The 12,691-nt window shown below is 69.3% G+C and carries 14 protein-coding genes; 8 read left to right on the top strand and 6 right to left on the bottom strand.

Features of this window, described 5'->3' with window-relative positions; all coding sequences use genetic code 11:
- The first annotated feature begins 8 nt into the window (after positions 1-8).
- A complete protein-coding gene (locus AC07SQ_RS10855) occupies positions 9-962 on the top strand; it encodes a DMT family transporter (protein ID WP_070063637.1) in 954 nt (317 codons plus the stop codon).
- Positions 963-1,002: 40 nt separating this feature from the next.
- Positions 1,003-1,794, top strand: coding sequence for an SDR family oxidoreductase (locus AC07SQ_RS10860; protein ID WP_159274987.1), 792 nt, complete (start codon positions 1,003-1,005; stop codon positions 1,792-1,794).
- A gap of 19 nt (positions 1,795-1,813) precedes the next feature.
- Here the strand turns inward: AC07SQ_RS10860 and AC07SQ_RS10865 are convergent, their stop codons facing one another.
- Positions 1,814-2,737: a DMT family transporter gene (locus AC07SQ_RS10865; RefSeq protein ID WP_495271209.1), complete on the bottom strand. Its 924-nt coding sequence runs from the start codon at positions 2,735-2,737 to the stop codon at positions 1,814-1,816.
- A 109-nt stretch (positions 2,738-2,846) separates the two neighbouring features.
- On the opposite strand from AC07SQ_RS10865, the gene AC07SQ_RS10870 reads away from it, so the two are divergent.
- Entirely contained in the window at positions 2,847-3,833 is a 987-nt protein-coding gene (locus AC07SQ_RS10870) for a quinone oxidoreductase family protein (protein WP_095949395.1), read from the top strand.
- Positions 3,834-3,942: 109 nt separating this feature from the next.
- Positions 3,943-4,365 carry a response regulator gene (locus tag AC07SQ_RS10875; protein ID WP_062479432.1) on the top strand — a complete coding sequence of 141 codons (423 nt, stop codon included), beginning with the start codon at positions 3,943-3,945 and terminating at the stop codon, positions 4,363-4,365.
- Here the strand turns inward: AC07SQ_RS10875 and AC07SQ_RS10880 are convergent.
- Entirely contained in the window at positions 4,325-5,251 is a 927-nt protein-coding gene (locus AC07SQ_RS10880) for a LysR family transcriptional regulator (RefSeq protein ID WP_495268754.1), read from the bottom strand. The genes AC07SQ_RS10875 and AC07SQ_RS10880 overlap by 41 nt on opposite strands.
- 70 nt (positions 5,252-5,321) lie before the next feature.
- On the opposite strand from AC07SQ_RS10880, the gene AC07SQ_RS10885 reads away from it, so the two are divergent.
- From AC07SQ_RS10885 to AC07SQ_RS10895, 3 genes are all read left to right on the top strand, one after another.
- Positions 5,322-6,329: a bile acid:sodium symporter family protein gene (locus AC07SQ_RS10885; protein WP_495271208.1), complete on the top strand. Its 1,008-nt coding sequence runs from the start codon at positions 5,322-5,324 to the stop codon at positions 6,327-6,329.
- A gap of 158 nt (positions 6,330-6,487) precedes the next feature.
- Entirely contained in the window at positions 6,488-7,648 is a 1,161-nt protein-coding gene (locus AC07SQ_RS10890; protein WP_495271207.1) for a porin, read from the top strand.
- 279 nt (positions 7,649-7,927) lie between these two features.
- Positions 7,928-8,533 carry an ATP-binding protein gene (locus AC07SQ_RS10895; protein ID WP_495271206.1) on the top strand — a complete coding sequence of 202 codons (606 nt, stop codon included), beginning with the start codon at positions 7,928-7,930 and terminating at the stop codon, positions 8,531-8,533.
- On the opposite strand, the gene AC07SQ_RS10900 is transcribed toward AC07SQ_RS10895, so the two are convergent.
- Positions 8,522-9,478 (bottom strand): LysR family transcriptional regulator, encoded by a 957-nt coding sequence (locus AC07SQ_RS10900; RefSeq protein ID WP_495271205.1) that lies wholly within the window; start codon positions 9,476-9,478, stop codon positions 8,522-8,524. The genes AC07SQ_RS10895 and AC07SQ_RS10900 overlap by 12 nt on opposite strands.
- Before the next feature lie 149 nt (positions 9,479-9,627).
- Here AC07SQ_RS10900 and AC07SQ_RS10905 point away from each other — a divergent pair, with 149 nt between their 5' ends.
- Complete coding sequence (locus AC07SQ_RS10905) at positions 9,628-10,506, top strand: pirin family protein (RefSeq protein WP_492694010.1); 879 nt, start codon at positions 9,628-9,630, stop codon at positions 10,504-10,506.
- A gap of 27 nt (positions 10,507-10,533) precedes the next feature.
- Here AC07SQ_RS10905 and ureG read toward each other — a convergent pair whose 3' ends face one another.
- The 3 genes from ureG to ureE form a co-directional block, all read right to left on the bottom strand.
- Entirely contained in the window at positions 10,534-11,184 is a 651-nt protein-coding gene (ureG, locus tag AC07SQ_RS10910; RefSeq protein ID WP_495271204.1) for an urease accessory protein UreG, read from the bottom strand.
- Positions 11,185-11,205: 21 nt separating this feature from the next.
- Positions 11,206-11,877, bottom strand: a complete 672-nt coding sequence (locus tag AC07SQ_RS10915) for an urease accessory protein UreF (RefSeq protein WP_495271203.1) — start codon at positions 11,875-11,877, stop codon at positions 11,206-11,208.
- 140 nt (positions 11,878-12,017) lie between these two features.
- Positions 12,018-12,599, bottom strand: a complete 582-nt coding sequence (gene ureE, locus AC07SQ_RS10920) for an urease accessory protein UreE (RefSeq protein WP_495271202.1) — start codon at positions 12,597-12,599, stop codon at positions 12,018-12,020.
- Positions 12,600-12,691 lie beyond the last annotated feature (92 nt).

The raw sequence follows: 12,691 nt of genomic DNA on the forward strand, positions 1-12,691 counted from the left end.
ATCGGGGGATGAACAAGACAGCCGCATCGGTCGGCATTCCCCCGCACGGACACGAGGCCGCCCGCAAGGGCTACGCCACCGGCCTCGTCCTTGCCACGCTGGGCGCCATCGCGTTCAGCGGCAAGGCCATCATCGTCAAGCTGGCGTACCGCTACGGCGTCGACGCCATCACGCTCATCATGCTGCGCATGCTCTTTGCGCTGCCGCTGTTCGCGCTGATGGCGTGGTGGGCCGGGCGCGGCAAGCCTGCGCTCACGACGCGCGACTGGCTCGGCATCCTCGGGCTCGGCTTCTCGGGCTACTACCTCGCGAGCTTTCTCGACTTCGCGGGGCTGGCCTACATCTCGGCCAGCTTCGAGCGGCTGATTCTTTACCTCAACCCCACGCTGGTGCTGTTCTTCGGCTGGCTGCTGTACCGGCGCCGCCCGACGCGCCCGCAGGTGTTCGGCATGGTCGTGAGCTATGCCGGCGTGCTGCTGGTGTTCGGCCACGAGCTGTGGACCGGCGGCGACGGCAAGGGCGGCGGCGCGGCCGCATGGGGCGCGTTCCTCGTGTTCCTGAGCGCGGTGAGCTACGCGGGCTACCTTGTGTACAGCGGCGAGTTCGTCAAGCGGCTGGGCTCGCTGCGGCTCGTGGGGCTGGCGACCACCGTGGCCTGCGTGCTGTGCATCCTGCAGTTCGTGCTCACGCGGCCGATGAGCGCGGCGATGGCGGTGGCGCCCGAGGTGATCTGGCTGTCGGTGCTCAACGCCACGCTGTGCACGGCTGTGCCTGTCCTCATGGTGATGATGGCCATCGAGCGCATCGGCCCCGCCATTGCGGCGCAAACCGGCATGATCGGGCCCCTGTCGACCATCCTCATGGGGGTGGTCATACTGGGTGAGCCGTTCACCGCGTGGATCGCGGCCGGCACGGTGCTCGTCATCGCGGGCATCTTCGTTTTCACACGCAAGGGGCGGTAGCCCCTGCAGCATCGATCGAACGATCGACTGGAGCAAACACATGGATCTGGGCATTGCAGGCAGGACCGCACTGGTGTGCGGCGCGAGCAAGGGGTTGGGCTACGGCTGCGCCGAGGCGCTGGTGCGCGAGGGCGTCAACGTGGTGATCGTGGCGCGCGGCGCCGAGGCGCTCGATGCCGCGGCCAAGCAGCTGGTGGCAGCGGCCGGCCCGTCGGGTCCGTTCGTCAAGCATGTGGCGGCCGACATCACCACCGAAGCCGGCCGCGCGGCCGTGTTCGCGCTGGGCCACGACTTCGACATCGTCGTCACCAACGCCGGCGGCCCGCCGCCCGGCGACTTCCGCAACTGGGACCGCGAGGCGTGGATCAAGGCGGTCGACGCCAACATGCTCACGCCCATCGAGCTCATCAAGGCCACGGTGGATGGCATGGCGAAACGCGGCTTCGGTCGCATCGTCAACATCACGTCGAGTTCGGTGAAGTCGCCGATCGACATTCTGGGCCTGTCGAACGGCGCGCGCAGCGGCCTCACGGGCTTCGTGGCCGGCGTGGCGCGCACGTCGGTGGCGGCGCAGGGCGTGACCATCAACAACCTGCTGCCGGGCTCCTTCGAGACCGACCGCCTCAAGGGCACGATGGCCGGCGCGGCTCAGAAGTCGGGCCAGGATTTCGACACCGTGTGGGAAGCGCGCAAGAAGAATATTCCGGCCAAGCGCTTCGGCAACCCGGCCGAGTTCGGTGCGATCTGCGCGTTCCTGTGCAGCATGCAGGCGGGCTACATGACCGGGCAGAACGTGCTGGCAGACGGCGGCGCCTACCCGGGCACTTACTGACCGACGCAGCGGCGCGCGTTCAGCGCCGCGACGACACCACGATCCCGCCGACGATCAGCACGAAGGCGGCGCCGTGGTACCAGTACGGCGCCTCGCCGAGGAAGGCCGCCGACAGCACGGCCGCGAACAGCGGCGTGAGGTTCATGAAGATGCTCGCCGCCTGCGGCCCCGCGCGCTGCACGCCGGTGCCCCAGCAGCGGTAGGCCAACACGGCCGGGCCGATGCCGATGAACAGCATCGCGCTCACGAGCGGCCAGCCCAGGTCGATGTGGGCGTCGGTCAGCGTCCATTCGCCGGCGGCCAGCGCGCCTGACCACGCGACACCGAACACCAGCTGCGCCATCAGGAAGGCGGCCCAGTCGCTGCGCACATTGACGGGCTCGTGCGTGCGCGCCAGCAGCCAGCTGTAGAAGGCCCAGGCGATGGTGCCCGCGATCATGTACAGGTCGCCCGGCACCAGCCGCAGCGCGAGCAGCTGCTGCCACTCGCCGCGGCTCAGCACCAGCAGCACGCCCAGCATCGACAGCAGCGCGCCGCCCAGCGCGCCGCCCAGCGCGCGCCGGCTGACGCGCGCGCCGAAGCACAGCGTGCCCACGGCCAGCATCCACAGCGGCAGGCTGGAGCCCACCAGCGTGACGTTGATCGGCGTGGAGGTCTGCAGCGCCAGGTACTGGAAGGCGTTGTACAGGCCGATGCCCAGCAGGCCCAGCAGCGCATAGCGCCGCCAGTGCGCCCACAGCGGGCTGTCGCGGCGCAGCACCCAGGCCGCCAGCGGCAGCAGCAGCACGAACGCGATCACCCAGCGCACGAAGTTCAGCGTCAGCGGCGACACCAGCGCGCGCACCAGCCGGCCGACCACCGCATTGCCGGCCCACAGCAGCGGCGGCACGGTGAGCAGAAGGGCGGTGAGGGGCGTGAGGCGGTGGTGCGATGCGGACGACATGGCCGCCGACTCTACCGGGCCCGCGCAGTGTCCGTGGCCCGTCGAGAAATGGCCAAACGTGGCACGATGCCCGTCCCATTCTTTTTTCCCCTGCGTGGAGACAGCAACGATGTTGAGCAAAGCCGTCCGTATCGACCGCCACGGCGGTCCCGAGGAACTGAAGGTCGTCGAGGTCGAGGTGGGCGAGCCCGGCCCCGGCGAGATCCGCATCCGCCACAAGGCCGTGGGCCTGAACTTCATCGACACCTACCAGCGCACCGGCCTGTACCCGTTCCAGATGCCGCTGCAACTGGGCATGGAAGCCTCGGGCATCGTCGAGGCGGTGGGCGAGGGCGTGACGCACCTGAAGGTGGGCGACCGCGCCGCCTACGCGAGCCAGCCGCCCGGCGCGTATTGCGAGCTGCGCGTGATGCCCGCCAAGTGCGTGTGCAAGCTGCCCGACGACATCTCCTTCGAGACCGGCGCGGCCATGATGCTCAAGGGCCTCACCGCGCAGTACCTGCTGAAGAAGACGCTGCCCGCCGAAGGCCTGCAGCCCGGCGACTTCGTGCTGTTCCATGCGGCGGCCGGCGGCGTCGGCCTCATCGCCTGCCAGTGGGCCAAGGCGCTCGGCCTGCAGCTCATCGGCACGGCCGGCAGCGACGCCAAGTGCCAGCTCGCGCTGGCGCACGGCGCGGCGCACGCCATCAACTACAGCACCGAGAACTTCGCGGCGCGTGTGAAGGAGATCACCGGCGGCCAGGGCGTGAAGGTGGTGTACGACTCGGTGGGCAAGGACACCTTCGAAGGCTCCATCGACAGCCTGCGCCCCTTCGGCCTGCTGGCGATCTTCGGCAACGGCTCGGGCCCGGTGCCGCCGGTCAACCTCGGCCTGCTGGCCTCGAAGGGCTCGCTCTACGTGACGCGCCCGACGCTGTTCACGCACATCGCCACGCGCGAGCGCACGCAGGCCATGGCCGACGACCTGTTCGCGGTGGTGCAAAGCGGCGCGGTGAAGATCCCGATCGACCAGCGCTACGCCCTGGCCGACGTGCAGCAGGCGCACCGCGACCTCGAGGCGCGCAAGACCACGGGCTGCACCATCCTCACGCTCTGAACCAGCGCACGGGCCAGCGGGTGATGTCCTACGCGCGGTGGGGTGTCACACCTTCGACTTGTGGCGGGCGCAATTTGTAGCCTGCACTTGTCCCTTTGCAGAGCCCGCCATGACCACCGTCCGCGCCTTCATCGTCGAAGACAACCCCGCCCAGCGCGCCAGCCTGGCGGGCACGCTGCGCGAGATGGCGCGCATCGATCCGGTCGGTCAGGCCGAATCGGAGGCCGAGGGCACGCGCTGGCTCACGCGCAACCCGGCGCTGTGGGACCTGGCCATCGTCGACCTGTTCCTGGGCGACGGCACCGGCTTCAGCGTGCTCGAGGCCTGCCGCAACCGCGATCCGAAACAGAAGATGGTGGTGCTGAGCAATCACGCCACGCCCGAGACGCGCCGCAAGTGCGCGCAGCTCGGCGCCGACGCGGTGTTCGACAAGGCCACCGAGGTGGAGGAGCTGATCGACTTCTGCGTGCGCCAGCGGCAGGAGCGCTTCTTCAGCGCGCCTTCGTCTGCGGGGCCGCGGGCGCCTCACTGAGCGCCGCCGTCTCGCGCACCATGCGCCAGACCCGCTGCGCGAGCGGCGACAGCTCGCGGTTGCGGCGCCGGATCAGCATGATCGCGCGCTGCACGTTCGGCACCAGCGGGCGCACCACCAGCCGCGCCAGCCCTTCGGGCGGCAGCGACAGGCCCGGCATCACGCTGATGCCGATACCGGCCTCGACCATGCGGAATACGGTGGTCGCATGGCCCAGCTGCTGCTTCACGTCGCAGCGCGCGCCGTGCCGCTCCAGCGCCTGGTCGATGAGGCGCCGGCTGCCCGAGGCGTGATCGAGCAGCACCAGCGGCTGGCCGTCGAGCGCCGACCAGTTCACCGAGGCCTTCTTTTCCGTCAGCCGGTGGCCGGGCAGCGTCACCACCATGAAGGGGTCGTTGAGGATCGACTCGCAGTGCAGGTCGTCGGCCTCGGAGGGCTCGATCACCACGCCGAAGTCGACCTCGCCGCTGCGCACGCTGTCCAGCACGTCCTGCTGGATGCGGTCGAGCAGCAAAAACTGGATGCCCGGCGCCTGCACCGCGCAGGCCGCGATGCAGTCGGGCATGAGGTTGGCCGAGAGCGTGGGGCTGCTGGCCACGCGCACCTTGCCGCCGCGCGCGCTGGCCAGGCCGGCCACGTCCTGCAGGGTCTGGTCGAGTTCGTCGAGCACGCGGTCGAGCCGGGCCGCGAACGAGTGGCCGGCTTCGGTCAGCACCACCTCGCGCGTGGTGCGGTCCAGCAGCTTGAGGCCGAGCTGGGCCTCGAGTTCCGAGATCGACCGGCTCACTGCCGGCTGGCTCAGGCCGACCTGGTCGCCGGCGCGGCTGAAGTTGCGGCCCTCGGCCACCGAGCGAAAGACGCGGAGTTGGCGCAGCGTGACGTTCATGCGCTCAAATCATATATCCATCCGATAAATCCATTTCTCTTTTGAATGGCCGGAAGGTCCAATGCAGGGCATGGCACGTTCACGCTTTCTCCCCGACAACTTCACGCTCACGCTCGTCGCGGTCGTCACCCTGGCCAGCCTGCTGCCCGCCAGCGGCCGCGTGGCGCATTTCTTCGAGGGCCTGACCACGGTCGCGATCGGGCTGCTGTTCTTCCTGCACGGCGCCAAGCTGTCGCGCGAGGCGATCCTTGCGGGCATCACGCATTGGCGGCTGCACCTGCTGGTGTTCGCCTGCACCTTCATCCTGTTCCCGGTGCTGGGGCTCGCGCTGCGGCCTGTGCTGGGGCCGCTGGTGACGCCGCAGCTGTACACGGGCGTGCTGTTCCTGTGCGTGCTGCCGGCCACGGTGCAGTCGGCCATCGCCTTCACGGCCATGGCGCGCGGCAACATGCCGGCCGCCATCTGCAGCGCTTCGGCTTCGACCTTGCTGGGCGTGTTCATCACGCCGGTGCTGGTGAGCCTGGTGGTGCTGCCCGAGGGCGGCGCGGTGGCGTCGTCGTCGTCGCTTGACGCGATCGGGCGCATCCTGCTGCAGCTGCTGGTGCCGTTCGTCATCGGCCACCTGTCGCGCCCGCTGATCGGCAAGTGGATCCAGAAGCGCGCCGCGGTGCTGAAGTTCGTGGACCAGGGCTCGATCCTGCTGGTGGTCTACACGGCCTTCAGCGCGGCCGTGATCGAAGGGCTCTGGAAGCAGATTCCCGTGAGCGCGCTGCTGGGCCTGCTGCTGGTGTGCGGCGTGCTGCTGGCGCTGGCGCTGGGCCTGACGACCTTCATGGCGCGGCGCTTCGGCTTCAACATCGAGGACGAGATCACCATCGTCTTCTGCGGCTCCAAGAAGAGCCTGGCGAGCGGGATTCCGATGGCGAAGGTGCTGTTCGCCTCGCACGCCGTCGGCGCGATCGTGCTGCCGCTGATGCTGTTCCACCAGATGCAACTGATGGTGTGCGCGGTGCTGGCGCAGCGCTATGCGCGGCGCGCGGCGGCGTCCCCGGCGCCTGCGCTGCGCACGGCCGAGTAGCCTGTCCGGCGCAGGGCGTTCACGCACCGGCCGGCGCGTGAACGCAAAACAACACCCGCGAGGAGAGGGCTGGCGTCCACCAGATTCCTCCAATTTTGAACAGGACCATCCGGTCAGCGGCTCGATGAAGAGCAGCTGAAAACCCCGGAGAAACCTGAATGAAGAAATCCCTCACGGCACTCGCCGCGCTGGCCGTCACCGGCCTGGCTTCTGCCCAATCGTCGGTCACCCTGTTCGGCGTCGTCGATGCCGGCGTGAGCTACCAGAGCGCCACCTCGCGCAACCCCGTCACGGGCACCACCAGCAAGCAGAGCCAATGGAGCCTGGCCAACTCGGGCTACAACTCCAGCCGCATCGGCTTTCGCGGCACGGAAGACCTGGGCGGCGGGCTCGCCGCCAGCTTCTGGCTCGAGGCGCCGATCAGCAACGACGACGGCGCCACCGGCATCGCCAACTTCAACCGCCGGTCCACCGTCAGCCTGTCGGGCGGCTTCGGCGAAGTGCGGCTGGGCCGCGACTACACGGCCACGTTCTGGAACGACACGGTGTTCGACCCGTTCGGCACCAACGGCTCGGGCTCCAGCGTGATCAACACGGTGAGCGGCAGCACCGCGCTGGGCAACACGAACTACGTGCGCGCCAGCAACATGGTCGGCTACTTCCTGCCGCCGAACCTCGGCGGCTTCTACGGCCAGCTGCAGTACAGCCTGAACGAGAACACGAAGACCAGCGCGACCGACACCGCGGCCGCCACCAGCAGCAGCGCCGGGCGCTATGTGGGCGGGCGTTTCGGCTATGCGAACGGTCCGCTGGACATCGCGCTGGCGGTGGGCCAGAACGTCGCGGCCGACACCACCACGCTCACGCGCAAGGTGCAGACCATCAACCTCGGCGCGTCGTACGACTTCGGACCGGTCAAGCTGTTCGGCGAGCTGTCGAACGTGAAGAACAAGTTCGACCTCGCGGCACTCGGCAACAGCCACGACAGCTACAACGGCTACCTGATCGGCGCGAGCATGCCGGTGGGCGCGGGCCTGGTCCGCGCGTCGTACTCGACCGTGCGCTACAACGAAGGCGCGGTCGGCGTCACGGGTGACGACCCGCGCGCGAACAAGCTCGCGATCGGCTACGTGCACAACCTGTCCAAGCGCACCGCGCTGTACGCCACCGTGGCGCGCGTGAGCAACCGCAACGACGCGAACTACACGGGCAGCCTCACGGCCGCCAGCACCACGGGCTATGGCAGCACCGGCGTGGGCTACACGGGCCTGCCGCGTTCGTCGACGGGCTACGACTTCGGCATTCGCCACGCGTTCTGATCGGCCTGCCTTCGCGTGCGTCGGCGCTGCCGGCGCATGCGAACGCTCCCTGCCGTCGAACAAGCAACGCATCGATTCACATGACCCGGATTCACCACCTCGCGGGCGTGCTGGCAGCGCTCGGCCTCTCGGGCTGCATCGTGCTGCCGCCGCCTCTTTATCCGCCTGGGCCACCGCCGGGGTTTCGCGGCGAAGGGCCGCCGCCTCCACCACGCTGCGAGGCCCCGAGCGGCTGCGCGCGGCCGGCTTTTCCCGAAACGCGCTGAGGGACTGTCGACCATGTACGGCAGTTCACTCGGCCTGGTCATCGCCACGCTCATCGGCTTCAGCCTGGCCGGCGTGCTCGCGCTGATGGGCGCGCTGTTCGTCGCCAACGCCCGCGCGGCCGTGCACGCCCGTGGCCTCGCACAGCAGGCCCGCACGCAGCAGCGCCAGCAACTGGCCGACAGCCGCGTGCAGGACCTGCGGCCGTTGCTCGGCGCCGAGCCTGGCGACGCAATGGCGCTGCGCCTCGCTGTGGACCTGCCCGCGGAAGCGGTGCCGGTCTTCGGCATTCCGTCGGAGCTGCGCGAGCTGCTGGCCAAGGTGGCCGCGCATGCCGCGCGCGTGATGGCCGCGGGCGCGACGCTGCAGGTGCGCGCGCGCATCGAAGGCACGCAGGCCGTCGTTCACTGGCGCGACCTCGATGCCGACAGCGAACGCCCACCGCTGGCGCGCTTCTTCGATGCACTCGACGCCGCCTCGCTGGCCAGCGCGCGCATCTGCGAGCGCATCGCGGGGCGTCACGGCGGGCGCATCTATTCCGCGCCGGACGATGGCGGCGTGCTCGGGCTGACGTTGCGCCTGCCGCTGTACGCGCCAGTGACCGCTGGATCAGTCGACTGAGGTGCGCGTCGGCGCCGGCGCGGCCGATACGCCCGAAAGTTCAAGGGCCTCGAGCGCCTCGTACTCCACCGCCAGGAAGTCCACCAGCTTGCGCACCGACGGCAGCAGGCCGCGGCGCGAGGGGAACACCGCGTGCACGATGCCGCTGCGCGGCGCCCATTGCGGCAGCGCGTCGACGAGGCGGCCGGCCTGCAGGTCGTCGCGCACCATCATCGTCGGCATCTTGGCCACGCCCACGCCCTGCAGGGCGGCATGCCGCAGCGCGGCCATGTCGTCCGTCACTAGGCGGGGCTGGTGGCGCACCTCGGCGCTCGCGCCGTCGGGGCCTTCGAGCGACCAGGTGTGGTGCGGCTGGGCCGGGCCGAGGTCCAGGCTGGGCAGCAGGCCGATGTCGGCGGGGCTGGCCGGCGCCGTCAGGCCTTTGAGCAGGCGCGGGTGGGCCACCAGGCGCTGCGTGCTGTGGCCCAGCACCTTCATCACGAGGTCGGTGTCCTCGAGCGGCGGAAAGCGCACGCGCAGCGCGAGGTCGAAGCCTTCGCGGATCACGTCGACGCGGCGGTTGGTGCTCTCGAGCTGCACGGTCACGCGCGGGCACTCGGTCATGAAGCGGGCGATCATTTCAGCCACCTGGTAGTACACCAGCGCCGGCGGGCATGACAGCCGCACCAGCCCCTGCGGCTGGGCCTGCAGGCGGTCGATGGCCTCCTGCGCGGCGTCGGCCTCGACCAGCATGGCCACGCAGTGCTCGTAGTACTGGCGGCCGATGTCGGTGACGCTGAAGCGGCGCGTGGAGCGCTGGATCAGGCGCACGCCCAGCCGCTCCTCGAGCAGCGCGATGCGCCGGCTCAGGCTCGACTTGGGCACGCTGAGCGCGCGGCCGGCGGGGGCAAAACCGCCGTGGTCGACCACCTGGGCGTAGTAGTAGAGATCGTTCAGGTCGCGCATGGCTGGGGGCCCTCCGTGCCGTTGATCGTTCGCCAGATGGAACGATGAGGGCGAATTCTGGCATCTACTCAAAGCATCGTTGCGGCCTCATCCTTGATCCATGGCTTTCCCGTTCCGGGCGAGCCGCCAGATGGAAAGGAACACAGACCATGAAGAAGATCCTCGGCACCTACAGCGCACCGCGCCCGCACTGGGTGGGCGACGGTTTTCCCGTGCGCTCGCTGTTCAGCTACGACACGCTGGGCCGCCACGCCAGCCCCTTTTTGCTGCTTGACTACGCCGGTCCGGCCCGGTTCACGCCGACCGCTCAGCCGCGCGGCGTGGGCCAGCACCCGCACCGCGGCTTCGAGACCGTGACCATCGTCTACAAGGGCGAGGTGTCGCACCGCGACTCGACCGGGCAGGGCGGCACCATCGGCCCCGGCGACGTGCAATGGATGACCGCCGGCGCGGGCATCCTGCATGAGGAGTTCCATTCCGAAGCGTTCACGCGCGACGGCGGCGAGCTCGAGATGGTGCAGCTGTGGGTCAACCTGCCCGCCCGGGACAAGATGGCCACGCCCGGCTACCAGGCCATCGTCGATGCGCAGATTCCGTCGGTGCCGCTGCCGGAAGGCGCGGGCAGCGTGCGCGTGATCGCGGGCGACTACCTCGGCCACAAGGGGCCGGCGCGCACCTTCACGCCCATCGACGTGTGGGACCTGCGCCTGAACCAGGGCGCGCAGGTGACGCTGCCTGTGCCCGAAGGCCACACGGCCGCGGTGGTGGTGCTGCGCGGCACGGTGCAGGTGAACGGCGAGACGGTCGTGCGCGACGCGCAGATGGTGCTGCTCGACCGCGCGGGTGATGCGCTCACGCTGGACGCCAACAACGACGCGGTGGTGCTGCTGCTGAGCGGTGAACCGATCGACGAACCCATCGTCGGCCACGGCCCGTTCGTGATGAACACGCGCGACGAGATCGTGCAGGCGATGAAGGACTTCGGCAGCGGGAAGTTCGGGCAGATGCCGGAGGCCGTGGCGCACTGAGCGCCCACCGCCGCCCTGGTGGAAGAATCAGGCGGCGGTGAGCATGCCCCGCGCCTCGATGAAGGCTACGACCTCGGCGACGCCCGTGAGCGTCTTGAGGTTGGTCATCACGTAGGGGCGCTGGCGGCGCATGCGCTGGGTGTCCTGTTCCATCACGTCGAGGTTCGCGCCCACGTAGGGCGCGAGGTCGGTCTTGTTGATGACGAACAGGTCGCTCTTGGTGATGCCGGGGCCGCCCTTGCGCGGGATCTTCTCGCCGGCGGCCACGTCGATCACGTAGATGGTGAGGTCCGACAGCTCGGGACTGAAGGTGGCCGCGAGGTTGTCGCCGCCCGATTCGACGAACACGATGTCGGCGTTGGGAAAGTCTTCGAGCATGCGGTCGATGGCCTCGAGGTTGATCGAGGCGTCTTCGCGGATCGCGGTGTGCGGGCAGCCGCCGGTTTCCACGCCCATGATGCGCTCGGCCGGCAGCGCGCCGGCCACGGTGAGCAGGCGCTGGTCTTCCTTGGTGTAGATGTCGTTGGTGATGGCGACCAGGTCGTACTTGTCGCGCATCGCCTTGCAGAGCATTTCGAGCAGGGTGGTCTTGCCCGAGCCGACGGGGCCGCCGATGCCCACGCGCAGCGGCGGGAGCTTCTTGGTGCGGTTCGGGATGTGGTGCAGGGCGGAGGTCATGGGCGAAAAGGTCCGGTTCGGTCAGCTTCGGAAGAGGCGGGAATATTGTGTTTCATGGCGAGCCGACAACACCGCCAGCAGGGGCGCGAAGGCTTGGCGCTCGTCGTCGCTCAGTTGCATTGCGCGGTCAACGGCCGCAGGGATTTCGTTCGCCAGCCGCGACAGGATGCGCTGGCCCGCGCTCTGGCCCAGCGGCACGGCCTTGACGGCGGCGGCCACCATGTTCTCGGCCCAGCCGAAGGCGAAGGCCAGGCAGCCGTCCTGCACGGTGGCTTCGGTGCGGCTGGCGGCGAACGCGAAGGCCACGGGGTAGGTCGCGGGCAGGCCGGCGAAGACCTCGGCCGTGTCGGCATGGTGCAGCTTCAGCCACTCGACGAAGGAGCGGCCCATCTGCTCGGTCTGCAGGAAGAACTCGGCGGATTCGCGGGTGTGCAGCACCCAGTCGTTGAGGGTGCGGATGCGTTGTACGTCGTTCGCGCGCCAGGCAGTGATCGCCTGGGCGGCCAGGGCGAGGTCGCCGCGTGCGAAGCTCAGGTGCAGCTGGTCGGAGAGCCACTCGGTGGCGCTGGCTTCGGAGTTGATGCCGGCCCATTCGACCGCGGCCTCGACGCCTTCGGAATACGAGAAGCCTCCCACTGGCAGGGCGGGGGAGGCGAGCCAGATGAGCTGGAGGAGGCTGTGCGGGGTCGGCATTTTTTTGCGCAGTGGTTCAGGGCGCGTGCGCAGGCCACCGGGTACTTCCCTCCGCGAATGTCCCCCGGCCTTCGGCCTCCTCCTTGATTTCGCTGCGGGAAGCACCCAGTGTCCTGCGCACGGGAAGGCCGTCGTTCATTTCAGTGCGAGTGGCCGTGATCGTCGTCGAGCAGTTCGGGGGCGAGCACGAGGGGCTTCGGGCCGCTGCCGTGCGAGTGCCCGTGGTCGTGACTGTGGTCATGGCTGTGGCCGCCATGCGAATGCCCTTGCGCGCCGTACGCGCCGCCTTCGGGCTCGAAGGCTTCCTCGACGGCGACGACGATCAGGTGCATCGAACGCAGCATGTCGGCCAGCACGTGATCGGGTTCGATCTTCAGGTGATCGGGCTTGAGCTCGATCGGCACATGCCGGTTGCCCAGGTGGTAGGCCGCGCGCGTCAGGTCGAAGGGCGTGCCGTGGGCGGTGCAGTGCGTGATGCGCAGCACCGGCTGCGGCGCCGCGATCACGCGCACCAGCGAGCCGTCTTCCGCCACCAGCACGTCGCCCCCGCGCACCGCGGTGCCGCGCGGCAGGAAGATGCCGATCTGCCGGCCCTGCGAGTCGGTGGCGTCGAAACGGCTTTTCTGGCGCACGTCCCAGTCGAGTTCGATGGTGGCGGCACGCTTGAGCAGCACGGGCGCGAGACCGCGGCCCTGGGGCATGAGTTTGTTGGCGGTGAGCATGGCGGGTTGCGGGGTCGAATGAGGCCGATGAATGTAGCGCCTCTTGCAGCCCCTGTTCGGCGTGATGTCCCAAGCCCGTCGGCGAGGCCAAC

This window comes from Variovorax sp. GW821-FHT06D12, assembly GCF_059419205.1.

Bases quoted from the DNA above. Each gene is read 5' to 3' on its own strand.
- AC07SQ_RS10855 (WP_070063637.1), top strand. From the start codon at position 9: ATGAACAAGACAGCCGCATCGGTCGGCATTCCCCCGCACGGACACGAG.
- AC07SQ_RS10860 (WP_159274987.1), top strand. From the start codon at position 1,003: ATGGATCTGGGCATTGCAGGCAGGACCGCACTGGTGTGCGGCGCGAGC.
- AC07SQ_RS10865 (WP_495271209.1), bottom strand. From the start codon at position 2,737: ATGTCGTCCGCATCGCACCACCGCCTCACGCCCCTCACCGCCCTTCTG.
- AC07SQ_RS10870 (WP_095949395.1), top strand. From the start codon at position 2,847: ATGTTGAGCAAAGCCGTCCGTATCGACCGCCACGGCGGTCCCGAGGAA.
- AC07SQ_RS10875 (WP_062479432.1), top strand. From the start codon at position 3,943: ATGACCACCGTCCGCGCCTTCATCGTCGAAGACAACCCCGCCCAGCGC.
- AC07SQ_RS10880 (WP_495268754.1), bottom strand. From the start codon at position 5,251: ATGAACGTCACGCTGCGCCAACTCCGCGTCTTTCGCTCGGTGGCCGAG.
- AC07SQ_RS10885 (WP_495271208.1), top strand. From the start codon at position 5,322: ATGGCACGTTCACGCTTTCTCCCCGACAACTTCACGCTCACGCTCGTC.
- AC07SQ_RS10890 (WP_495271207.1), top strand. From the start codon at position 6,488: ATGAAGAAATCCCTCACGGCACTCGCCGCGCTGGCCGTCACCGGCCTG.
- AC07SQ_RS10895 (WP_495271206.1), top strand. From the start codon at position 7,928: ATGTACGGCAGTTCACTCGGCCTGGTCATCGCCACGCTCATCGGCTTC.
- AC07SQ_RS10900 (WP_495271205.1), bottom strand. From the start codon at position 9,478: ATGCGCGACCTGAACGATCTCTACTACTACGCCCAGGTGGTCGACCAC.
- AC07SQ_RS10905 (WP_492694010.1), top strand. From the start codon at position 9,628: ATGAAGAAGATCCTCGGCACCTACAGCGCACCGCGCCCGCACTGGGTG.
- ureG (WP_495271204.1), bottom strand. From the start codon at position 11,184: ATGACCTCCGCCCTGCACCACATCCCGAACCGCACCAAGAAGCTCCCG.
- AC07SQ_RS10915 (WP_495271203.1), bottom strand. From the start codon at position 11,877: ATGCCGACCCCGCACAGCCTCCTCCAGCTCATCTGGCTCGCCTCCCCC.
- ureE (WP_495271202.1), bottom strand. From the start codon at position 12,599: ATGCTCACCGCCAACAAACTCATGCCCCAGGGCCGCGGTCTCGCGCCC.